Annotated in this window: 18 protein-coding genes and 1 pseudogene; 16 read left to right on the top strand and 3 right to left on the bottom strand. The window is 59.2% G+C overall.

Annotated features, from left to right (window positions below; all coding sequences use genetic code 11):
- The first annotated feature begins 106 nt into the window (after window positions 1–106).
- From dksA to KVG88_RS30630, 16 genes are all read left to right on the top strand, one after another.
- Window positions 107–550 carry an RNA polymerase-binding protein DksA gene (gene dksA / locus KVG88_RS30555; protein WP_150705027.1) on the top strand — a complete coding sequence of 148 codons (444 nt, stop codon included), beginning with the start codon at window positions 107–109 and terminating at the stop codon, window positions 548–550.
- A gap of 77 nt (window positions 551–627) precedes the next feature.
- Window positions 628–1,524 (top strand): tRNA glutamyl-Q(34) synthetase GluQRS, encoded by an 897-nt coding sequence (gluQRS, locus tag KVG88_RS30560; RefSeq protein WP_150705026.1) that lies wholly within the window; start codon window positions 628–630, stop codon window positions 1,522–1,524.
- Window positions 1,525–1,601: 77 nt separating this feature from the next.
- Window positions 1,602–1,778, top strand: coding sequence for a hypothetical protein (locus tag KVG88_RS30565; RefSeq protein WP_003176118.1), 177 nt, complete (start codon window positions 1,602–1,604; stop codon window positions 1,776–1,778).
- Window positions 1,762–4,716 carry a sensor histidine kinase gene (locus KVG88_RS30570; protein ID WP_217873612.1) on the top strand — a complete coding sequence of 985 codons (2,955 nt, stop codon included), beginning with the start codon at window positions 1,762–1,764 and terminating at the stop codon, window positions 4,714–4,716. Before KVG88_RS30565 ends, KVG88_RS30570 begins: the two co-directional genes overlap by 17 nt.
- Before the next feature lie 22 nt (window positions 4,717–4,738).
- On the top strand, window positions 4,739–6,178 hold the full coding sequence (locus tag KVG88_RS30575) for a sigma-54-dependent transcriptional regulator (RefSeq protein WP_150705025.1): 1,440 nt from the start codon (window positions 4,739–4,741) through the stop codon (window positions 6,176–6,178).
- A gap of 868 nt (window positions 6,179–7,046) precedes the next feature.
- Entirely contained in the window at window positions 7,047–8,447 is a 1,401-nt protein-coding gene (locus tag KVG88_RS30580; protein ID WP_191630565.1) for a polynucleotide adenylyltransferase PcnB, read from the top strand.
- Between the two features lie 3 nt (window positions 8,448–8,450).
- Window positions 8,451–8,936: a 2-amino-4-hydroxy-6-hydroxymethyldihydropteridine diphosphokinase gene (gene folK / locus KVG88_RS30585; protein WP_217873613.1), complete on the top strand. Its 486-nt coding sequence runs from the start codon at window positions 8,451–8,453 to the stop codon at window positions 8,934–8,936.
- Between the two features lie 366 nt (window positions 8,937–9,302).
- Window positions 9,303–10,103 (top strand): 3-methyl-2-oxobutanoate hydroxymethyltransferase, encoded by an 801-nt coding sequence (gene panB, locus KVG88_RS30590; RefSeq protein WP_150705021.1) that lies wholly within the window; start codon window positions 9,303–9,305, stop codon window positions 10,101–10,103.
- Window positions 10,100–10,960 carry a pantoate--beta-alanine ligase gene (gene panC, locus KVG88_RS30595; RefSeq protein WP_150705020.1) on the top strand — a complete coding sequence of 287 codons (861 nt, stop codon included), beginning with the start codon at window positions 10,100–10,102 and terminating at the stop codon, window positions 10,958–10,960. The genes panB and panC overlap by 4 nt, the downstream gene beginning before the upstream one ends.
- A 183-nt stretch (window positions 10,961–11,143) precedes the next feature.
- Window positions 11,144–11,524, top strand: coding sequence for an aspartate 1-decarboxylase (gene panD, locus KVG88_RS30600; RefSeq protein ID WP_008153310.1), 381 nt, complete (start codon window positions 11,144–11,146; stop codon window positions 11,522–11,524).
- Between the two features lie 224 nt (window positions 11,525–11,748).
- On the top strand, window positions 11,749–13,413 hold the full coding sequence (gene pgi / locus KVG88_RS30605) for a glucose-6-phosphate isomerase (protein WP_150705019.1): 1,665 nt from the start codon (window positions 11,749–11,751) through the stop codon (window positions 13,411–13,413).
- 223 nt (window positions 13,414–13,636) lie between these two features.
- Window positions 13,637–15,574 (top strand): acetate--CoA ligase, encoded by a 1,938-nt coding sequence (gene acs / locus KVG88_RS30610; protein WP_150705018.1) that lies wholly within the window; start codon window positions 13,637–13,639, stop codon window positions 15,572–15,574.
- Between the two features lie 109 nt (window positions 15,575–15,683).
- The gene (locus tag KVG88_RS30615; RefSeq protein ID WP_150705017.1) at window positions 15,684–16,556 is read left to right on the top strand and encodes an oxygenase MpaB family protein; all 873 of its coding nucleotides are present in this window, start codon (window positions 15,684–15,686) and stop codon (window positions 16,554–16,556) included.
- Window positions 16,557–16,645: 89 nt separating this feature from the next.
- Window positions 16,646–17,662 (top strand): class I SAM-dependent rRNA methyltransferase, encoded by a 1,017-nt coding sequence (locus KVG88_RS30620; RefSeq protein ID WP_150705016.1) that lies wholly within the window; start codon window positions 16,646–16,648, stop codon window positions 17,660–17,662.
- A gap of 60 nt (window positions 17,663–17,722) precedes the next feature.
- Complete coding sequence (locus KVG88_RS30625; RefSeq protein WP_217873614.1) at window positions 17,723–20,707, top strand: DUF748 domain-containing protein; 2,985 nt, start codon at window positions 17,723–17,725, stop codon at window positions 20,705–20,707.
- Window positions 20,707–21,003, top strand: a complete 297-nt coding sequence (locus KVG88_RS30630; protein ID WP_150705042.1) for a DUF2845 domain-containing protein — start codon at window positions 20,707–20,709, stop codon at window positions 21,001–21,003. Before KVG88_RS30625 ends, KVG88_RS30630 begins: the two co-directional genes overlap by 1 nt.
- Window positions 21,004–21,233: 230 nt before the next feature.
- Here KVG88_RS30630 and KVG88_RS30635 read toward each other — a convergent pair whose 3' ends face one another.
- The 3 genes and pseudogenes from KVG88_RS30635 to KVG88_RS30645 all read right to left on the bottom strand — a co-directional run.
- Window positions 21,234–21,590, bottom strand: coding sequence for a BON domain-containing protein (locus KVG88_RS30635; protein WP_217873615.1), 357 nt, complete (start codon window positions 21,588–21,590; stop codon window positions 21,234–21,236).
- Between the two features lie 393 nt (window positions 21,591–21,983).
- Window positions 21,984–23,540 (bottom strand): annotated as a pseudogene (locus tag KVG88_RS30640) (type VI lipase adapter Tla3 domain-containing protein); the annotation flags it as partial.
- A gap of 4 nt (window positions 23,541–23,544) precedes the next feature.
- Window positions 23,545–23,782 (bottom strand): PAAR domain-containing protein (locus KVG88_RS30645; protein ID WP_217873617.1); only part of this gene is annotated, 238 nt, incomplete at its 5' end.

A 23,782-nucleotide genomic window follows, 5' to 3' on the forward strand; every position in this document is an offset into this window, starting at 1 on the left:
CGATTTGATCTGGTAAGTTCGCCCGCTTGCAGCCGCAGGGCCGGCAGGTGTCGGTGATGGAGCAATCCTGCGCAGATGGATTACAAGAGTAGAGGCGGTCTATTTCATGTCCACCCAAGCAAAGCAACAGGCAGTCCCGTCGATCAGCGGCTTCGAACCCTATAAAGAAGTCAAGGGCGAGGAGTACATGGGCAAGCCCATGCGCGCTCACTTCACCAAGGTCCTGAACAAGTGGAAACAGGACTTGATGCAGGAAGTCGACCGTACGGTTGATCACATGAAGGACGAAGCAGCCAACTTTCCGGACCCGGCAGACCGTGCCAGTCAGGAAGAAGAGTTCGCTCTCGAACTGCGAGCCCGCGATCGTGAGCGCAAGTTGATCAAAAAGATCGACAAGACGCTGCAACTGATCGAAGACGAAGAGTATGGCTGGTGCGAGTCGTGCGGCGTCGAAATCGGCGTCAAGCGCCTGGAAGCCCGCCCCACCGCCGACATGTGCGTTGACTGCAAGACCCTGGCGGAAATCAAGGAAAAGCAAGTCGGCAAATAATTGCGACTTGAACGAAGAACGGAGCGTGCGAACGCTCCGTTTTTGTTTCTGATGTTTTTTTGGCTTTAAATGCATTCATGACCGCCACCACCTCCCCCACGTATATCGGGCGCTTCGCCCCCACGCCCAGCGGCCATCTGCATTTCGGTTCGCTGGTCGCCGCATTGGCCTCGTACCTCGACGCGCGCTCGGTGGGCGGCCGCTGGTTGGTGCGCATGGAAGATCTCGATCCCCCTCGCGAAGAACCCGGCGCCCAAACGGCGATCCTCAAGGCACTGGAAAGCTATGGTTTTGAGTGGGACGGTGAAATGGTCCGCCAGAGCGATCGCCACGACGCCTATGCCGAAGTGCTCGATCGCCTGTTCAACCATGGCCTGGCCTACGCCTGCACTTGCTCGCGCAAACAACTTGAGCCGTACCAAGGCATTTATCCGGGGCTGTGCCGCAATGCCGGGCATGGCGCTGAAGGGGCGGCCATCCGGGTTCGCGTTCCCGAGCTGAACTACCATTTCATCGACCGGGTGCAAGGGGAGTTCCACCAACACCTGGGCCGCGACGTCGGCGATTTCGTGATTCGCCGCCGCGACGGGCTCTACGCCTATCAACTGGCAGTGGTGCTGGACGATGCCTGGCAAGGCATCACCGATATCGTCCGCGGAGCTGACCTGCTCGACTCCACGCCACGCCAGCTCTACTTGCAGGAACTGCTCGGCCTGCGGCAACCACGCTATCTGCATATTCCGCTGATTACCCAGCCTGATGGCAACAAGCTCGGCAAGTCCTACCGTTCACCGCCATTGACCGCCGATCAGGCCACGCCATTGTTGCTGCGAGCCTTGCGCGCACTGGGGCAGAACCCCGGCGCCGAACTGGCTCACGGCACCCCGCGGGAAGTGCTGGATTGGGGCATCGCCCACTGGGACGCCTTGCTGATCCCGCGCACACTGACCCTGCCCGAGGCGCAGCTTCAGTGATGGTGCTTGCAGTGGCGCGCCCATCCGTTACCATCGCCGCACGTTTTCGGGCACGCGCATAAAAAAGAGAGGCCGGGATGTACATCTATCGCTTGGTCCTGCTCCTGGTAGTGGGGATTTATCTGTTTTCCCCGGCCATCATGGATTGGTGGATCGACGCCACTGGCGCCTGGTATCGCCCGTATTTGCTCTGGCTGATCCTGATCGTCGTGACCTTCATCCTGCAGAGCCAAAAAGATGCCGATGAGCTTTAGCCTGACCCAGATGATCCTGATCAGTGCCGCCTACCTAGCGGTGCTGTTCGGCGTAGCCTGGATCAGTGAACGGGGCATGATCCCCCGGGCGATCATTCGCCACCCGCTCACCTACACCCTGTCGCTGGGCGTCTATGCCAGTGCCTGGGCGTTTTACGGCACGGTTGGCCTGGCGTATCAGTACGGCTACGGGTTCCTGTCCAGCTACCTGGGTGTTTCCGGTGCCTTCCTGCTCGCGCCGGTGTTGCTGTATCCGATTCTGAAGATCACTCGCACTTATCAGCTGTCGTCCCTGGCCGACCTGTTCGCGTTTCGCTTTCGCAGCACCTGGGCCGGCGCGCTGACCACGATCTTCATGCTGGTCGGCGTCTTGCCGTTGCTGGCGTTGCAGATTCAGGCGGTGGCCGACTCCATCGGTATCCTCACCCGCGAACCGGTGCAGCATCGTGTGGCCCTGAGCTTTTGCGCGCTGATTACCCTGTTCACGATTTTCTTCGGTTCCCGGCACATTGCCACCCGCGAAAAGCATGAAGGGCTGGTGTTCGCGATTGCCTTCGAATCGGTGATCAAGTTGATTGCCTTGGGCGGCGTTGGCCTCTATGCGTTGTATGGCGTGTTCGACGGCCCGCAACAGCTTGAACTGTGGCTGCTGCAAAACCAGACTGCCCTCGCCGCGCTGCACACCCCGTTGCAGGAAGGTCCGTGGCGCACGCTGTTGTTGGTGTTCTTCGCCTCGGCGATCGTGATGCCGCACATGTACCACATGACCTTCACCGAAAACCTCAACCCGCGCTCGCTGGTCAGCGCTAGCTGGGGTTTGCCGCTGTTCCTGCTGCTGATGAGCCTGGCGGTGCCGCTGATCCTGTGGGCGGGCTTGAAGCTCGGCGCTACCACCAACCCGGAATATTTCACGCTGGGCATCGGCATTGCCGCCAACAGCAAAGCGCTGGCATTGCTGGCGTATGTCGGCGGATTGTCCGCCGCCAGCGGCCTGATCATCGTCACCACCCTGGCGCTGTCGGGGATGGCGCTCAACCATTTGGTACTGCCGCTTTATCAGCCACCGGCCGAGGGCAACATCTATCGCTGGCTGAAATGGACTCGTCGGGCACTGATCGTCGCGATCATCATGGCCGGTTACGGTTTCTACCTGTTGCTGGGCGCCGAGCAAGACCTGGCCAACCTCGGCATCGTCGCGTTTGTCGCCACGTTGCAGTTCCTGCCGGGCGTGCTGTCGGTTCTGTATTGGCCGACCGCCAACCGCCGCGGCTTCATCGCCGGTTTGCTGGCAGGGATTCTGGTATGGCTGGTGACCATGCTGCTGCCGTTGGTCGGCAACTTGCAGGGCTTCTACATTCCGCTGCTGAACATGATCTACGTGTTGGACGACACCAGTTGGCACATGGCCGCGATCGCCTCGTTGGCCGCCAACGTGCTGATGTTCACCTTGATCTCGCTGTTCACCAACGCCAGCACCGAAGAGGCCAGCGCCGCCGAAGCCTGCGCCGTGGACAACGTGCGCCGCCCGCAACGCCGCGAATTGCATGCGGCCTCGCCGCAGGAGTTCGCCACGCAACTGGCCAAGCCGTTGGGCGCCAAGGCTGCACAGAAGGAAGTCGAACAGGCCCTGCGCGACCTTTACTTGCCCTTCGACGAGCGCCGACCGTATGCCTTGCGCCGTTTGCGTGACCGCATCGAAGCCAACCTCTCCGGCCTGATGGGGCCGAGTGTGGCCCAGGACATGGTCGAAACGTTCCTGCCGTACAAGGCCGGTGGCGAAAACTACGTCACCGAAGACATTCACTTCATCGAAAGCCGCCTCGAGGATTACCACTCGCGCCTGACCGGTCTGGCTGCGGAGCTCGATGCCCTGCGCCGTTACCACCGCCAGACCCTGCAAGAGTTGCCGATGGGCGTCTGTTCGCTGGCCAAGGACCAGGAAATCCTCATGTGGAACAAAGCCATGGAGGAGCTGACCGGGATCGCCGCGCAGCGCGTGGTCGGTTCACGCCTGAGTACGATTGCCGATCCGTGGAAAGAACTGCTGCAGGGCTTCATCAACGTCCCCGACGAACATTTGCACAAGCAGCACTTGGCCCTCGACGGCCAGACTCGCTGGTTAAACCTGCACAAAGCGGCAATCGACGAACCGCTCGCGCCGGGCAACAGCGGCCTGGTGTTGCTGGTGGAAGACCTGACCGAAACGCAAATGCTCGAAGACAAACTGGTGCACTCCGAGCGTCTGGCCAGCATCGGCCGTCTGGCCGCGGGTGTGGCCCATGAAATCGGCAACCCGATCACCGGTATCGCCTGCCTGGCGCAAAACCTGCGCGAAGAGCGCGAAGAAGACGGCGAACTCAAGGAAATCAGCGGGCAGATCCTCGAACAGACCAAACGCGTGTCGCGCATCGTTCAGTCGTTGATGAGCTTCGCCCATGCCGGCAGCCACCAGCACAGTGACGAGCCCGTCTGTCTGGCGGAAGTCGCACAGGACGCCATTGGCCTGCTGGCCCTGAACCGACGCAATTTCGAGGTGCAATTTTATAATCTGTGCGATCCGGAGCATTGGGTCGAAGGCGACCCGCAGCGCCTGGCGCAGGTATTGATCAATCTGCTCTCAAACGCCCGCGATGCCTCGCCTCCCGGCAGCGCGGTGCGGGTAAAGAGCGAAGCCGGCGAACACACGGTCGACCTGATCGTGGAAGACGAAGGCAGCGGTATACCGAAGAACATCATGGACCGATTGTTCGAACCCTTCTTCACCACCAAGGACCCGGGTGAAGGCACCGGTCTGGGCCTTGCACTGGTCTATTCCATCGTTGAAGAGCATTATGGACAAATCACCATCGACAGCCCGGCTGATGTTCAGAGCCAGCGCGGCACCCGTATCCGGGTGACATTGCCGCGTCATGTCGAAGCGACGTCCGCTGTGAACTGAGACCGTCGAGAGTATCGAATCAATGCCGCACATTTTGATCGTCGAAGACGAAACCATTATCCGCTCCGCCTTGCGCCGCCTGCTGGAACGCAACCAGTACCAGGTCAGCGAAGCCGGTTCAGTGCAGGAAGCACAAGAACGCTTCACCATTCCCACGTTCGACCTGATCGTCAGCGATTTGCGTCTTCCGGGCGCTCCGGGCACCGAGCTGATCAAACTCGGCCAGGGCACGCCGGTGCTGATCATGACCAGCTACGCCAGCCTGCGCTCGGCAGTGGATTCGATGAAAATGGGCGCGGTGGATTACATCGCCAAGCCTTTCGACCACGACGAAATGCTCCAGGCTGTCGCGCGCATCCTGCGTGATCGTCAATCGGTGCAGGCCAGCGGCGAAGCGGTTGCCAGCAAAGCCACCAATGGCGCGGCCAAAGCCGGCCCGGACAACAGCAACGGCGAAATCGGCATCATTGGCTCTTGCCCTCCGATGCAGGATTTGTACGGCAAGATCCGCAAAGTCGCACCGACCGATTCCAATGTCCTGATCCAGGGTGAATCCGGCACCGGTAAAGAACTGGTGGCGCGTGCCCTGCACAACCTTTCCAAGCGCGCCAAGGCACCGATGATTTCGGTGAACTGTGCGGCGATCCCGGAAAGCCTGATCGAGTCGGAATTGTTCGGCCACGAAAAAGGCGCGTTCACTGGCGCCAGCGCCGGGCGTGCGGGCTTGGTTGAAGCGGCCGATGGCGGCACGCTGTTCCTCGATGAAATCGGTGAATTGCCGCTGGAAGCCCAGGCCCGACTGCTGCGCGTGTTGCAGGAAGGCGAAATTCGCCGGGTCGGCTCGGTTCAGTCGCAGAAGGTCGATGTACGCCTGATTGCCGCGACGCACCGTGACCTCAAGAGCCTGGCCAAGATCGGCCAGTTCCGTGAGGACTTGTACTACCGCCTGCACGTGATTGCCCTGAAATTGCCGGCCTTGCGCGAGCGCGGCGCCGACGTCAACGAGATCGCCAACGCCTTCCTGGCTCGGCAGAGTGCGCGAATCAACCGCACAGACCTGAAATTCGCCGCGGACGCCGAACAGGCCATTCGTCATTACTCATGGCCGGGTAACGTGCGGGAACTGGAAAACGCCGTCGAGCGCGCCGTTATCCTCAGCGAGAGCCCGGAGATTTCTGCCGAACTGCTGGGCATCGACATCGAACTGGGTGACCTGGAAGACGACGAGTTCATTGGCCTGCCCCCGCAACAGGGCGGCGGCAACAGCGGTAACAACAATCACGAGCCGACGGAAGATCTGTCCCTGGAAGACTACTTCCAGCATTTCGTGCTTGAGCATCAGGACCACATGACCGAAACCGAACTGGCCCGCAAGCTCGGGGTCAGCCGCAAGTGCCTGTGGGAACGCCGTCAGCGCCTGGGCATCCCGCGACGCAAGACCGGGGTGGCCAGCGAGAGCTGAACCCCACCTGTCTCATGTGCGGGTAACACATGACTTTGTGAAAAAACTGTTACCTCAGCTTTTTCACGTAACAGAAGCCGGGGCTTACGGTAACGAAGCCCCGGCTTTTTTTGACCTGCGAAAACCTCATCAACACGCCTAACCCCTTGTTTTACTGGGCTTCACAAAAGTTGGCACGCACCCTGCTATATGTTTGGTACAAGAACAATAACAAGCAATGCACAAGACAATAAAAATAAGACGAATCGACTCACGCACAATAAAAACAAGACGGCGAGAGGCGCAGCTAACTGATTCTTTTGGAGAGGCGTTGTATTTGGGGCTTGCCCCACGACCAGGCCGAGAACAACAAAAACTGTCTTAAGACAGAGCCTGTACTGGTTGGATCGAGAGATCACTGCAATTCAGCGACCAAAGCAATCCGTTTGCTCTTGGCTCCCGATTGGGAGGGTCATGAAGGAAAGCTTCATGACGAGGGCACTTAACAAAAACAAAAAGCCCGAAACCAATAACAAAAATAGAGCATGCAACTACTTCTTGGGGAGCTTCGGCTCCCCTTGTAGTTTCCGGCGTTTGACATCCCCGCCAACCGCGCCCCGTAGCAGCTGTCGAGCAACGCAGGCTACGTTCAACTGCTCAGCAGTCGCAATTCAGGCAACCGGTTTCATCTGACACACCGCAATCACAGGTTTTACGACAGCCTTGCGCCGGACGCAGCCTCGCGTTGCTCGGCAGCTGCTACATCAACCCCGCCCTTCAAGCTCTTGCGCAGCTTCCTACACCATCCCCCGACTAAATGCTAGAATCCCCGCCCATCATGCGGTCATTCTTCTGTTTTGGCCGAACATTCCTTCAAACAGTGCATCCCATGCTGAAGAAGCTGTTCCAGTCATTCCGTACTCCCGTGCGTCGTACGCAACACATCCGCAGCACGCCTGAAGTGCTCAACAGCGGCCAACATTCGCTGCAAAAGGGCCAATTCAGCCGTTACGCGGTGAACATCGTCGAACGCCTGCAGGGCGCCGGTTACCAGGCGTATCTGGTGGGCGGTTGTGTACGCGACATGCTGCTCGGCATCACGCCGAAAGACTTTGACGTCGCCACCAGCGCCACCCCTGAACAGGTAAGAGCCGAATTTCGCAACGCGCGGATCATCGGTCGCCGGTTCAAACTGGTGCACATCCACTTTGGTCGCGAAATCATTGAAGTCGCGACATTCCGCGCCAATCATCCGCAAAACGACGAAGAGGAAGACAACAATCAGTCTTCGCGTAACGAAAGCGGGCGCATCCTGCGCGATAACGTCTACGGCACCCTGGAAGAAGACGCGCAACGTCGCGACTTCACCATCAACGCGCTGTATTACGACCCGGTCAGCGAGCGGATTCTCGATTATGCCAATGGCGTTCACGACATTCGCAACCAACTGATCCGCTTGATCGGCGACCCGAAACAGCGCTATCAGGAAGACCCGGTGCGGATGCTGCGAGCCGTGCGTTTCGCTGCCAAGTTGAATTTCGGCATCGAAAAACACAGCGCTGCGCCAATCCGCGACCTGGCGCCAATGCTGCGCGAGATTCCGTCAGCCCGTCTGTTCGAAGAAGTGCTCAAGCTGTTCCTCTCCGGCCATGCCGCGGACACCTTTGAAATGCTGGTCGACCTGCAACTGTTCGACCCACTGTTCCCGGCCAGTGCCGAGGCGCTGGAGTACAACCCGACTTACACCCACACCCTGATCAGCGAAGCGCTGGTCAACACCGACCTGCGAATCAAGCAGAACAAACCGGTGACACCGGCGTTCCTCTTCGCGGCGCTGCTCTGGCCTGCCCTGCCGGCTCGCGTTCTGCGCTTGCAAGAACGTGGCATGCCGCCGATTCCGGCCATGCAGGAAGCCGCGCACGAATTGATTGCCGAGCAATGCCAGCGCATCGCGATTCCGAAACGCTTCACCATGCCGATCCGTGAGATCTGGGACATGCAGGAACGCCTGCCCCGCCGCAGCGGCAAGCGCGCCGATCTGCTGCTGGACAACCCACGTTTCCGTGCCGGTTACGACTTCCTGCTGCTGCGCGAAAGCGCGGGCGAGCAGACTGATGGCCTGGGCGAATGGTGGACGGATTATCAGGACGCCAACGAAAGCGAACGTCGCGACATGATCCGCGACCTCAGCGGCAAGGACGAAGGCAGCGGAGCACCGCGCAAACGTCGTCGTAGCGGCGGTTCCAAGCGCAAACGCGCAGCGGGCGCTTCGAGTACCACGGGCGAGTAATCCATGGAACGCATCTACATCGGTATGGGCAGCAATCTGGCTGACCCCGCCGAACAATTGCGCAACGCCGTCGAAGCGCTGGCGCAATTGCCGCAATCGGCGCTGGTCGGGGTTTCCGCCTTTTACCAAAGCGACTCCCTGCTCCCCGGCCAACCGCGCTACACCAATGCCGTGGCCGCCCTCGACAGCAGCCTGGCACCGCTGGATCTTCTGGATGCTTTGCAATCGATCGAAAACGGCCAGGGCCGCGAGCGTCTTGAACGCTGGGGACCGCGCACGCTGGATCTCGACATCCTGCTGTTCGGCGACCGCTTGATTGACGAACCACGCCTCAAAGTCCCCCATTACCACATGCAGGAAAGGGCCTTTGTCCTGTATCCGCTGGCTGAGCTTGCGCCTGCGGATCTGCGTCTGGCTGATGGCCGTGACCTTAAAGATCTACTGGCCGCCTGCCCGTTCGTCGGCCTGGAACGCCTTCCTCCGACTTGACCAAAATCCCCTTGTGGGAGCGGGCTTGCTCGCGAAGACGATTTAACATTCAACATAAAAGTTGACTGTCAGTCCGCTTTCGCGAGCAAGCCCGCTCCCACATTGGTTTTGTGTTGCGCACCAGATCTGCTGCTGAAACGCATCAGTTACCCCGGTAACACCCCACCCGTAACAATGCGGTAACACACCGGATTGACTTCCCGAGTTCTCCTCACGACTATAGGCGTCCCGCTGCCGCCAACACGGCACGCAAGGGCGCAATCCAGGCCTTATAAGCACGACAAAAGACCGTGCGCCTGAGTAAATGACGAATCACGCGCGTTACTCGCAGTAGTTTCCATAGCGCCTGAACGAGGATTTTTTGACATGCCAGCCATCACCCTGACCACGCTCCAGAGCCTCAAGCAGAAAGGTGAAAAAATCACCATGCTGACCTGCTATGACGCGACCTTCGCCCACGCCTGCAATCAGGCTGGCGTCGAAGTGCTGCTGGTGGGCGACTCCCTCGGCATGGTTTTGCAAGGTCACGACAGCACCCTGCCGGTCACCACTGCCGAAATGGCTTACCACGTCGCCGCCGTCAAACGCGGTAACAGCGATGCGTTGATTCTTGCCGACCTGCCTTTCATGGCCTACGCCACCACCGAACAAGCCATGAGCAACAGCGCCTTGTTGATGCAGGCCGGTGCGCACATGGTCAAGGTCGAAGGCGCCTTGTGGCTGGCGGATTCGATTCGCCTGCTCGCCGAGCGCGGCATTCCGGTCTGCGCGCACATGGGCTTGACCCCGCAATCGGTGAATATCCTTGGCGGCTATAAAGTCCAGGGACGCAATGAAAACCAGGCACGGCAGATGCGCGCCGACGCGATCTCGCTGGAGCAGGCCGGCGCCGCCATGCTGCTGCTCGAATGCGTGCCGAGCGAACTGGCTGAAGAAATCACCCAAGCAGTGAAAATTCCAGTGATCGGGATTGGCGCAGGCCATCGCACCGACGGTCAGGTACTGGTGCTGCACGACATGCTGGGATTGTCCATCACCGGTCGCGTTCCGAAATTCGTGAAAAACTTCATGGCTGGCCAGGAAAGCATTCCCGCCGCATTGAGCGCTTACGTCAGCGAAGTCAAAGCGGCAACCTTCCCAGGCATCGAACACGGATTCTCTGCATGAACACCGTAAAAACCGTACGCGAACTGCGCGCCGCCGTGGCCCGTGCCCGCAGCGAAGGCAAGCGCATCGGCTTCGTGCCGACCATGGGCAACCTGCACAGCGGTCACGTCGCGCTGATCACCAAGGCCACCCAGCGGGTGGATTTCGTGGTCGCGAGCATTTTCGTCAACCCGCTGCAATTCGGTGCGGGCGAAGACCTCGACAAATACCCACGCACGTTGGCAGCCGATCAGGAAAAACTGCTCGAAGCCGGTTGCGACCTGTTGTTTGCGCCCACCGTTGAAGAGATGTACCCCGACGGCATGGCCGGCCAGACCCGCGTCAGCGTTCCACAATTGTCTGAAGGCCTGTGCGGCGCCAGCCGTCCAGGGCATTTCGAGGGTGTGGCGACGGTGGTCAGCAAGCTGTTCAACATGGTCCAGCCAGACCTGGCGATCTTCGGCCAGAAAGACTTCCAGCAACTGGCAGTGATTCGCGCACTGGTCCACGACTTGAACATGCCGATCCAGATCATTGGCGAGCCGACCGTCCGTGCAGCCGATGGCCTGGCGTTGTCGTCACGCAATGGTTTCCTCAGCGAAGAGCAACGCGCCGTGGCGCCAGTGGTGTATCGCACGCTGAGCGAAATTGCCGAGTCGATCAAGCAAGGTGAGCGGGATTTCCCGGCGCTGATCAACGCGCAAATCAAACAGCTTGAAGCCGCTGGCTTGCGCCCGGATTACCTGGAAATTCGCCATGCGCTGACCTTGCGTCCGGCGACAGCCGAGGATCGTGACCTGGTGATTCTGGTGGCGGCGTTCCTCGGTACAACGCGATTGATCGATAACCTGCACCTGAATCTCGATACGCCCGTCTAAACACCGCATCCCCCTGTAGGAGCGAGCCTGCTCGCGATAGTGGATGTTCAGTCACCGATGTGTTGACTGACACACCGTCATCGCGAGCAGGCTCGCTCCCACAAGGAGATCTGCGTCTGCTTCCAGTTGTCTTGCCCCCCACAAACCCTTCGGGCAACCCGCCCGCCGACCTTGGAAACACTCATGCACGCCATCATGCTAAAAGCCAAGCTGCACCGCGCCGAAGTCACCCACGCTGTACTCGATTACGAAGGTTCCTGCGCCATCGACGGCGAATGGCTGGACTTGTCCGGCATCCGTGAGTACGAACAGATCCAGATCTATAACATCGACAACGGCGAGCGTTTCACCACTTACGCCATCCGTGGCGAAGAAGGCTCGCGCATGATCTCGGTCAACGGCGCCGCCGCGCACAAGGCCAAGGTTGGCGATCGCGTGATCATTTGCGCTTACGCGCATTACAGCGAAGCCGAATTGCTCAACTTCAAGCCGCGCATGCTCTATATGGCACCGGGTAACGAACTGAGCCACACCAGCAACGCCATTCCGGTCCAGGTCGCCTGATCCGAGCCCTGTCTCTTCCGTTTGTCGGACCGTTCCTAACTTCGATGTTAAAAAAGTACCGGAAACAGGTCAGACAAAGTCAAGACAGATCATTGCGCGGGGTTTACTGTATTCGCCCTGCGCCATGAATTCGTGAAGACGCAGTTGACCGGGACGCCCATCCATAGCGCTCCGGGATTTTTAGTGTTCAAAAGGCCGTTCAAGTAAAAAGGAAACCCGCAGCGATGGCGTATTACCGCACTCCTCATGACGTGACCGCTCTGCCCGCCTGGCAAGCGTTGAATGACCACCGCCAAGCCATGCAGGATTTCAGCATGCGCGAGGCCTTCAATGCCGACCCGCAGCGCTTTACCCAGTTCACCCTCAGCAGTTGCGGCCTGTTTCTCGACTATTCGAAGAACCTGATCAACGCCGAGACCCGCAATCTGCTGGTGGGTCTGGCCAATGAAGTTGACCTCAAGGGTGCGATCAAATCGCTGTTCGACGGCGAAATCGTCAACGCCTCCGAAGGTCGCCCGGCCCTGCACACGGCGCTGCGCCGTCCGGTCGGCGACAAACTGTCGGTCAACGGCGTCAACGTGATGCCTGAAGTACACAAGGTACTCAACCAGATCACTGACCTCGTGGGCCGTATCCACGACGGTCTGTGGCGCGGTTACACCGAGAAGCCGATCACCGACGTGGTGAACATCGGCATCGGTGGTTCCTTCCTCGGCCCCGAACTGGTGTCCGAAGCGCTGCTGTCCTACGCCCAGAAAGGCGTGCGCTGCCATTACCTGGCCAACATCGACGGCAGTGAGTTCCACGAGCTGACCATGAAGCTGCGTGCGGAAACCACGCTGTTCATCGTTTCATCGAAATCCTTCAACACCCTCGAAACCCTGAAGAACGCGCAGGCCGCCCGTGCCTGGTATCTGGCCCAGGGTGGTTCGGAAGCCGAGCTGTATCGTCACTTCATTGCGGTATCGAGTAACAACGCCGCGGCTGTGGCGTTCGGTATCCGCGAAGAAAACATCTTCCCGATGTGGGACTGGGTTGGCGGTCGTTATTCGCTGTGGTCGGCCATCGGTTTGCCGATCGCGCTGGCCATCGGCATGTCGAACTTCAAGGAGCTGCTGTCCGGTGCCTACACCATGGACCAGCACTTCCTGACCGCCCCTTTCGAACAGAACATGCCAGTGCTGCTGGCCTTGCTCGGCGTGTGGTACGGCAATTTCTGGGGCGCGCAGAGCCATGCGATCCTGCCGTACGACCACTACTTGCGTAACATCACCAAGCATTTGCAACAGCTGGACATGGAATCCAACGGCAAGAGCGTTCGTCAGGACGGCACCGCGGTTTCCACCGACACCGGTCCGGTGATCTGGGGCGGCGTCGGCTGCAACGGTCAGCACGCGTATCACCAGTTGCTGCACCAAGGCACGCAACTGATCCCGGCTGACTTCATTGTGCCGATCGTCAGCTTCAACCCGGTCTCCGATCACCACCAGTGGCTGTACGCCAACTGCTTGTCGCAAAGCCAGGCGTTGATGCTCGGCAAGACCCTGGCCGAGGCGCAAGCCGAACTGCGTGAAAAAGGCATGAGTGAAGCCGAGGTGCAGAAACTCGCACCGCACAAGGTGATTCCGGGCAACCGTCCGAGTAACACCCTGGTGGTCGAGCGCATTAGCCCGCGTCGTCTCGGCGCGCTGGTGGCGATGTACGAACACAAAGTCTTCGTGCAAAGCGTGATCTGGGGCATCAACGCCTTCGATCAGTGGGGCGTGGAGTTGGGCAAGGAACTGGGTAAAGGTGTCTACAACCGTCTGGTCGGCAGCGAAGAAACACCGGCTGACGACGCATCCACCCAAGGCCTGATCAACTACTTCCGTGGTCGTCACCGCGGGTGATAGGCTGAAGGGGCGGTTTGCCCGCCCCTTCAACTTGCAGCATCGACAGTTCTACGGCACCGGGTTTACTGCAAAATCGGTGGCGTGCGCTATCACTGTAGGAGCTGCCGAAGGCTGCGATCTTTTGATCTTCAAAGCAAAGTCAAAAGATCGCAGCCTTCGGCAACTCCTACGAGGGTCGCGCAGCTCCCCTCTTGTCACAAAACAAGAATAAGGAACCGTCATGTTCGATATCAGCACGTTCCCCAAAGCCGATGCCGTCCGCCGGGCTGCACAACTGAGTCAAGACGACTATCACCGTCTGTACCGCGAATCCATCGAACACCCCAGCACCTTCTGGGCAGAACAAGCCAAACGCTTCCTCGACTGGAGCAAGCCGTGGGACACCGTCCAGCGCTATGACCTGAGAACCGGTGAAGCCAGCTGGTTTGCCGGCGCCCAACTCAACGTCAGCTACAACTGCATCGACCGGCACCTGGAAAAACGCGGCGATCAGATCGCAATCATCTGGGAAGGCGACGACCCCGCCGAGTCCACTCAGATCACCTACAGAAAACTCCACCACAACGTCTGCCGCCTGGCCAACGTGCTCAAAAGCCGTGGCGTGAAAAAAGGCGACAGGGTGTGCATCTACATGCCGATGATTCCCGAAGCGGCCTACGCCATGCTCGCCTGCACACGCATTGGTGCGGTGCATTCGGTGGTGTTCGGCGGTTTCTCTCCGGACTCACTGCGCGACCGGATTCTCGACGCCGACTGCCGCACCGTGATCACTGCCGATGAAGGCGTGCGCGGTGGCAAATTCGTGCCGCTGAAACAGAACGTCGACAAGGCGCTGCAAAGCTGTCCGGACGTGAGCACCGTGATCGTGGTCGAGCGCACACAAAATGATGTGAGCTGGGTCGAAGGCCGGGACATCTGGTATCACCAGGCGCTGCGCGACGTCAGCGACGACTGCCCGCCCGAACCGATGGACGCCGAAGACCCGCTGTTCATCCTCTACACCTCCGGCAGCACCGGCAAACCCAAAGGCGTGTTGCACACCACCGGCGGCTATTTGCTACAAGTGGCGATGACTTTCAAATACGTGCTCGACTACCGCGAGGGCGAAGTGTTCTGGTGCACCGCCGATGTCGGCTGGGTCACGGGCCACAGCTATATCGTCTACGGGCCGCTGGCCAATGGCGCCACCACGCTGATCTTCGAAGGCGTGCCCAGCTACCCGAGCACTTCGCGCTTCTGGCAAGTCATCGACAAGCACAAGGTGAATATCTTCTATACCGCGCCCACCGCCCTGCGCGCCTTGATGCGTGAAGGCCCCGAACCCTTGAAGGAAACCTCCCGCGCCAGTGTCAGACTGCTCGGCACTGTCGGTGAGCCAATCAACCCGGAAGCGTGGGAATGGTATTTCCATACGGTGGGCGAAGAGCGCTGCCCAATCGTCGATACCTGGTGGCAGACCGAAACCGGCGGCATCATGCTCAGCCCTCTGGTCAGCGCGCAAAGGATCAAACCCGGCTGCGCCACGCAACCGATGTTCGGCGTACAACCGGTATTGCTCGATGAACAGGGCAAGGAAATCAAAGGCGCCGGCAGCGGCGTACTGGCCATAAAATCCAGCTGGCCGGCGCAGATCCGCAGCGTCTATCGCGACCCTCAACGGATGGTCGACACCTACTTCAAGCCCTATCCCGGCTACTACTTCACCGGCGACGGTGCACGCCGGGATGAAGATGGCGATTACTGGATCACCGGGCGCATCGACGATGTGATCAACGTGTCCGGCCACCGCATCGGCACCGCCGAAGTGGAAAGCGCCCTGGTGCTGCACGACAGCATCGCCGAGGCCGCGGTGGTGGGTTACCCTCACGACGTCAAGGGCCAGGGGATTTATGCCTTCGTCACGCCCATGAACGGCGTCGATCCGAACGATGAACTGAAGAAAGCGTTGCTGGCGCTGGTCAGCAAGGAAATCGGCAGCTTCGCCAAACCGGATCTGATCCAGTGGGCGCCAGCGTTGCCAAAAACCCGTTCGGGCAAGATCATGCGGCGTATCCTGCGCAAGATCGCCTGCAATGAGCTCGACAGTCTGGGCGACACCTCGACCCTGGCCGACCCGAGCGTGGTACAAGGCTTGATCGATAAACGCTTGAACCAATAACGAACGCTCTCCGTAGGAGCTGCCGCAGGCTGCGATCTTTTGATCTTGTTTTTGAAAAATCAAAAGATCGCAGCCTACGGCAGCTCCCACAGACAATGACCGGAACAGCATGGAATTCATCCGCACCCGCATTGAAACCCAGATCATGAGCCTCACCGGTCTGTCCCTGGGCAAGCTCGACCTGGAAAACCCCAAGGGCGATCCCGGGTTGTTCGGGCCTGATTCCGTGAGCTGGCAGGTTCACGGTGATTTCAGCAGCATGCTTATCGGCGGCATCAGCGCGCTGATGCTGCAAGCCCTGCATCCGTTGGCGTTGGCCGGTGTTTGGGATCACTCGAATTTCCGCGAGGACATGCTCGGCCGACTACGCCGCACCGGGCAGTTCATTTCCGGCACCACCTTCGGCTCGCGACAGGATGCCGACTGGCTGATCGAAAAAGTCCGCACCATTCACCTGCAAGTGACCGGCACCGCGCCGGACGGCCGCCCGTATGCCGCCAGCGATCCCGACCTGTTGACCTGGGTGCATGTGGCCGAGGTCAGCAATTTTCTTGCCGCCCATTTGCGCTATCGCAATCCACATCTGTCGACGTTGGATCAGGATCGCTATTACGCAGAAATCGCTCTGGTCGCAGAACGCTTGGGTGCCCGGAATGTGCCGCGCTCGCGGCAGGAAATTTCCGAATACCTTGAGCGTGTCCGCCCACAGCTGCTGTGCGATGAACGCAGCCGGGAAGTGTTGCGGTTGTTGTTGAACGCTCCGTCCCCCAGCCGTTTGGCCAGGCCTTTCGGCGGCCTGATGATGCAGGCCGGTATCGACCTGTTGCCGGACTGGGCCAGTGACATGCTCGATGTGCGCCAGAGCCCGCTGCAACGCAAGCTGATCCGCGCCAGCGTCAATCGCAGTGCGCCGATGCTGCGCTGGGCAGTGCGCAACGGTTCAGTGCAGCGGGCCAAGCGGAGGATGGGGTTGCTGTCTTAACACCGGGCTTGCTCGCGAAGGCAGCGCCTCGGTCCCGCGCCAAAACTGTTAAACTCCCGCGCCAAATTACCTCCTGCAAGGCGCCCAGCATGTCTCCCTTGAATCAGGCGCTGCGCGCCGCCCTCGATCATCGCCAGGATCTGCTCGCCGAGCTGCACAGCCAGGGCACCGATTGCTATCGGCTGTTCCACGGCAGCCAGGAAGGCGCGGGCGGCCTGACCATCGACCGCTATGGTCCGCAACTGATGGTGCAGAGTTTCCATCAGTCGCTGGAACGCGAAGACCTGCTGCACCTGCATGAGATGATCAACCAGTATTTGGGCCTGGAAACCCTGTTGGTCTACAACGACCGTTCCCGTGGCAACTCACGCATCGACCGCGAAGACACCGTCTACCGTGCCGACGAAGCCGCGTTGCAGGATCTGGTCGGCCACGAGTGGGGCCTCAACTATCGCGTCCGCGGCCGTCACGCCGGGCAGGACCCGCTGCTGTTCCTCGACCTGCGCAACACTCGCGGCTGGGTCAAGGATCACAGCAAAAACAAAAGTGTCCTGAACCTGTTTGCCTACACCTGTGGCGTTGGCCTCAGTGCAGCGGCCGGTGGCGCCCGCGAGGTATGCAACCTGGACTTCGCCGAAGGCAACCTGGCGGTCGGTCGTGAAAACGGCCTGCTCAACCCACAGCTGCCGACCATGGGATTCATCCAGTCCGACTATTTCCCGGCCATCCGCCAACTCGCCGGCCTGCCCATCAGCCAGCGTCGCGGGCAAAAGTTGCCGAGCTATCCGCGTCTGGAGCAGCGCCAGTACGATCTGGTGCTGCTTGACCCACCGGCCTGGGCCAAGAGCGCGTTCGGCACCGTTGACCTGCTGCGCGACTACCAGAGCCTGCTCAAACCCGCCCTGCTGACCACCGCCGACAACGGCGTGCTGATCTGCTGCAACAACCTGGCAAAAGTCAGCATGGACGATTGGCGTGAACAGGTTTTGCGTTGCGCCGAGAAAGCGGGACGCCCCGTGCGTGAGTGGACGGTGATGAAACCGGGCGCCGATTTCCCTTCGATGGATCAACAGCCACCGCTCAAAACCCTGATCCTGCAGCTCTGATGCGTGTCAGACAAATCTGAAAAAACCTGAACAGGCTGTTTGCTTCGGAACCGGAATCGCATGCCATACTCCAAGGCACTCCGATTCAGACAGATGAAGCCACGCATGTACAAAGGATTGATTCGCGCCATCGGCGCCTTGTTGACTGCTCTGGCCCTCTACAGCTTGCTGGGCTTTCTGATTTTGCCGGGCATTGCCTTGCGCATCGCCAACCAGCAATTGGCCAACTACGCCACGACGCCTGCCACGCTCCAGCGCATCGAACTCAACCCGTTCAGCCTCGAAGTGACCCTTTGGGGCCTGAACGTTGGCGAGCCTGGCAAGGAACAGATCGGCTTCGAGCGCCTGTACGCCAACCTGCAACTCGACAGCCTCTGGACTAAAGCGCTGCATCTGTCGGATATCGAACTCGACAAATCCAAGACCGAAATCCTGTTCAGCAAGGACGGCAAACTCAACCTGCTCGGGCTGTTCAAAGTACCGGCCAGCGAACCGACGCCCGCCGACCCCGACGCCAAACCGTTTCCGCTGCGCATCGATCGCATCAAGCTGGCCGGCGGTGCCGTGCACTTCGAAGATGCCCGGCCCAGCGAGCCGATCGAGTTTCTCTACGACACACTCGATTTCGAGCTGAAGAACCTGAGCACCCTGCCCGAAGACAGCGCCGACATGACCCTCGTGGCCGTCGGCCCCAACGGCGGGCAGATCGACTGGACGGGTAACTTCAGCCTGATCCCGATTGCCTCCGAAGGTAAGCTGAAAATCACCGACGGCAAGATGAAAGCCTTCTGGCCCTACGTGCGCGACGCAGTCCCTCTGGACCTCGAAAGCGGTGTCATGAGCATCAGCACCGACTACAAACTCAACCTGTCCAAGGAAACCGAGCTGCTGCTGAGCAACGTCTCGGCCACCATCGCCCCCTTTGCCATCAAGGCACCGGACGGTCGGCCGCTGGTGAAGCTTGAGCGCCTGGACGTCAGCGAAACCACCGTCGACCTGGCCAAGCAGCAAGTGGTGGTCGGCAAGATCCGCAGCCACAAACTGGAAACCTGGGCCGCGCTGGAAGCCGATGGCCAACTCGACTGGCAGAAACTGTTCGCCAGCCAGCCCTCCAAACCGGCCGCCAAAGCCAACGCTGAACCGGCCACCACGCCCGCTGCGGCCGATTCGCCTAAGGCAGAGCCGGTTCCGAGCAAGCCTTGGCAGGTCCTGCTCAACGATGTTCAGCTCCGCGATTACCAAGTGCACCTGGCAGACCGAAAAGCTCAGCCCGCCGTGGCATTGGAATTGGGACCACTGAATCTCGATCTGCAAAAGTTCGACAGCCTCAATGGCTCACCTTTCCTGCTCAAGCTCGACACCGGCGTCGGTAAGCAAGGCAAGCTGATGGCCGATGGCGAAGTCAATCTGGCGCCGATCAGCGCCAAGCTGAAGGTGCAGACCAAGGACATCGACCTGCGCGTCGCTCAGTCCTACATCAGCCCGTTCATTCGCCTTGAGCTGCGCAGCGGCATGCTCGGCAGCGATCTGGCCGTCAACCTGAAAAGCACCGAGCCGCTGGCATTCAACGTCACCGGTCGCGCCCAGGTCGATCAACTGCACACTCTCGACACCCTGAAAACCCGCGACTTCCTCAAGTGGCAACAATTGGTGGTCGAAGGCCTGAACTATCAGCACGGCGACAGCCTGTCGATCGACAAGGTCAACCTGTTGCAACCCTACGTGCGCTTCATGATTAACGATGACCGCACCACCAACGTCGATGACTTGTTGATCCCGCAACCAGCCGACACCGGCGCCAAACCTGCCGCTGCCAAACCCGCCGCCAGCAAAGAAAAACCGTTGGGCATTCACATCGGCGGCATAGCCATCAATGACGGTTCGGCCAACTTCGCCGACTTCAGCCTGACGCCGAACTTCGCCACCGCCATCCAGCAGCTCAACGGGCAGATCGGCACCATCGACAGCCGTCAGGCCAAACCGGCCAGCGTCGACGTAAAAGGCAAGGTCGACCGCTATGCACCGGTGACCATCAAAGGTGCGGTCAACCCGTTCGATCCGATGTCCAGCCTCGACATCGCCACCAGTTTCAAACGCGTGGAACTGACCACGTTGACGCCTTACTCCGGTAAATTCGCCGGGTATCGCATCCGCAAGGGCCGGCTGAACCTCGACCTGCATTACCAGATCACCAAGGGCCAGCTCAAAGCCGAAAACAAAGTGGTGGTCGAGCAATTGCAACTGGGTGAGAAAGTCGACAGCCCCGACGCTGTGAGCCTGCCGCTGAAACTGGCGATTGCCCTGCTCAAGGACGTCGACGGCAAGATTTCCATCGAGCTGCCGGTTACCGGCGACCTCAACAATCCACAGTTCAGCGTCATGCCGATTGTCTGGCAGACCCTGCGCAACCTGATCGTCAAAGCGGCCGCCGCGCCGTTCAAACTGATTGGTGGTCTGGTTTCGGGCGGTGGTTCGGAAGATCTTGGCAGCGTGTCGTTCGCACCGGGCTCAAGCGATTTGAGCAAGGATGCCGAAGGCGCCCTCGACAAACTGTCGAAAGCGCTCAAGGAACGTCCGGCCCTGCGCCTGGAGATCGAGGGCACCGCCGCGAAAAGCAGCGACGGCCCGCTGATCGCCGAGCAGCGTCTGGAGCGCGAATACCAGTACAACTACTACAAAATGCTCCAGCGCCGAGGCGACAAGGTGCCGGCCAAGGCTGCTTTGCTCGATGTCCCCGACGGCGAGAAAGGTCCATTGCTGGAAGGGATTTACCGCACACGCCTGAAAACCCAGCCGCCTGCTGAGTGGAAAGACCTGGGCAAAGAAGAACGCACCGCAAAAATGCGTGCCGATGTGATCCAGTTCTGGAGTTCCAGCGAAGTCCTGTTGCGTGAATTGGGTCAGGATCGTGCCAGCACCATCAAGGACTATCTAGTCGACAAGGGCCAGCTGGCCGATGATCGCGTTTACTTCATCGATGCGCAGTTGGGTGAAGCGGAAAAAGACGGCAAGGTCGTCACGCCGATGCATCTGGACGCCGAGTGATAGGTCATCGACGGCTGCTGGCACTGGCTCTGGCAACAGCTGCGAGCCAGGCCTCGGCAGCGGACACCTTGCGTTGTGGCAGTCAATTGATCAGCGTTGGCGACCGGTCGAGTGAAGTACTGCAAAAATGCGGCGAACCGGTCAGCCGCGATCCGCTGGGTTACAAACGCAGCGCCAATCGACGGGAAGAGTTCCAGGTCGAGGAATGGACTTACGGGCCGAAGAGCGGGATGTATCAGTACCTGCGCTTTGAAGGGAACCGCTTGGTGCAGATCACCAGCAAGCGCGGTAATTAAAACTCAAAAGATCGCAGCCTTCGGCAGCGCCTACAGGTTTACTCATTCCATGTAGGAGCTGCCGAAGGCTGCGATCTTTTGCTTTGCAAATAGAACAGGCCCCGACACGAATGCCGGGGCCTGTAATGGCCACATCCTTGTGGCCGTTCGCATGAACACTCAAGAGGCGATAGACGTATGGCTCGGCCCGTCTATCGCATCTTCTCCCGGTCCAGGCGAGAAGCCTTGCCTTACTCGGCTTTCAGGCCGTCAGCGGAGACCGCTTTGACGCCTTTGATTTTCTTGGCGATCGCCACGGCGGTGGTTTTCTGAGCGTCGGTTACCGCAACGGTGGACGACAGGGATACAACGCCTTTGTTGGTTTCAACTTTGATATCGGTACCTGGGATACCTTTTTCGGTGACCAGGTCGGCTTTGACTTTGGTAGTGATCCAGGTATCGGAAGTAGCTTCTTTCGCTTCAGTTACTTCACCGGCGGCCAGCACCATTGGCGACTGGGTAGCCTGGGTGGTCTGGGCGAATGCGGCGTTGGCCATGGTCAGGGTCAGCGCGGTAGCAGCAGCGGCAGTGATAGCGAACTTCTTCATACGAGTAACTCCTGTTTTTCTGGAAAGTCTGCTGGGTTCTTGTCAGCAGGGTTACCAGAGATATTGCGAACGCTGTGCCAACTTTGAGACAGGTAATTATTCGTTATAAATCAACCACTTAATAAATCGTGCATTTTCCGGATTCGTGCAAAATGCATGAGTTGAACTTTATCTACATGCAAGTTGCGGGTTTTTACGCAGGCCTAAGGCCATGAATTGTTGAGACTTTTCATTTGCTTACTTGGGAATAGGGCAAAAACTGTATTTCGTTGAAAGAAAAAAGATACAAGCAGTCCGTGGCGATCCTGATTGATCGCAACGGCGCCGACCTAACATACCCGCACATCCTGAGCGCCAGCGCGGCTGGTGTCATCCCCACACAAACAGGAGGGCTCATGGTCTGGGTGCGCCGCCGTTAGGGGATCCGAACTTGAACGGGTCGGCACCACGGTTCGAGCGGTTCTTCTCTTTGCGCGCCGCGTCCGGCGGGCGGATCATTTGTACCGTCAGGCTGCCATCTGCACCGGCGTAAACCACCGCACTGGTTCCACCGTCCAGGTAGCTGGCGATGGTTGCCAGGTTGATTTGCACCAGAGCCCCACTTACCCCGGTATTGCCCAGGCGCCGCCCGATGTTGTATCCCTCGTCGACATTTCCCAGTTCAAGGCCGTGGCCGTCGGTATTCAGGCCGTGCAAGGCAAGGGTCAGGGCGATTTCAGCTTCTTGATTGTCGGTGGTGTCGTAGAACACTCGGACCGGTTGCTGCCCTTCGGGCAAGGTAGCCAGCGCCTGCAACCAGCCGGCTTGCAGCGCCTTGGCCTGCAACGCCGGTTTGAGCCGTTTGCCGTTTTCATCCTGCATCGAGACCTTGATCGGGCGATGCAAATACCCCAGCACTGGCGCGGCGTCGAACTCTTTGACCTGATGCTGGGCCCAGCGGATGGGTAGCCATGGGGAAGGTTCGAACTCCCCGGGGCCGCGGTTGCTGATGGTTTGCCAGAGGGTGGGGAGTTGGGATTGCCAGTAGGCGGTGGGCATGGTGCTCGGGGGGATTGAGAGTTTGGCTCCCTTGGCGCGCTCTTGAGCTTCATACCATTTCAAAAATGCTTTATCACGATCCCAATAAAAGGCCCAAAGTTTGCCCAGATCGGTGTCTTTGTTCTGGTTATTTTCACGTTCATGAGTGGCATAACGGCGGATGTACCGATCCACTCGATCCGAACGGGTGACCAGCAGCCCGGTCATGCTTTCGTACACCGTGGGGACTACCTGCACGCTTTGCAACCCGGGCGTACCGGGCTTGCGATAGACATCTCGTGTCACATCACCGTCCTCGCTCGCGATCAAGGCTTGGGGCACTTGAGGATTGTCATCAAAAAACTGAAACAGTCGCTCAATCATGCCTTGCGCGTGCGTGGTGCTTTCATCGTCCTGCCAGAGAAACTGGGTAACTCCCAGAGTTGCCTTATTACGACCTGAGTTAATCAGGCCGGCGGCTCGGTAGCCCTTCTCGTATGGGTCTGGAGGGCCTAGTGCAAACACTGGAATCGGCCAATATGCTACTGATTCGCCTGCCGAATGTTTGAAGGCAACGCGGATTTTGATATCTCTGGAGTTTTGTCTGGATCTTAGTGACGCCTTATAGTCCTTGGGATCTCGTGAATAAATCGAAGCAAAGTTATCGTTTTTTTTCTTGATGAATTGCCAGATCTCAGATTGATGGTCCTTATGAATCCCAAGCCCAACGCCTCGTATTTCCAACGAGTAAGTGCGTAGTTGTGTAGCTTTCTGCTCGGCGATTTGCGCCATGACATTGGCTTTGTAAGCCGCGAGCCCCGCCTTTTCACTGGCCACGGCTTTGCCCCACCAGTGAACGCTGAAGATCAGCAATATCGGGCCGACAATAGCGGCGATACCCCAGCGCAGTACCGGATGGATATCACGAAGCTCCACGTCAGATAATCCGTACGTTCAAAGCAGTGCTCGCCACGCCATGACAACCACAGGCCAGGAGATGGCCCTCCAACACAACCGGAATGCCATTCATACGCCGGCGCGGGTGCCCTTCGACGAAGGCATACTCGCCCAGATGCAACGGGCAGTAAGCCTTGTCGCCCAACACCGCCGGGGTTTTTCCATTGAGGGTATGCGTGCCTTCGAGCTGGCAGGAAACCACGCTGCCGCTGCTGCTG

Origin of the sequence: Pseudomonas azerbaijanoccidentalis, assembly GCF_019145495.1 — a bacterium.
In the GTDB taxonomy this organism is placed as follows: Bacteria; Pseudomonadota; Gammaproteobacteria; order Pseudomonadales; family Pseudomonadaceae; genus Aquipseudomonas; species Aquipseudomonas azerbaijanoccidentalis.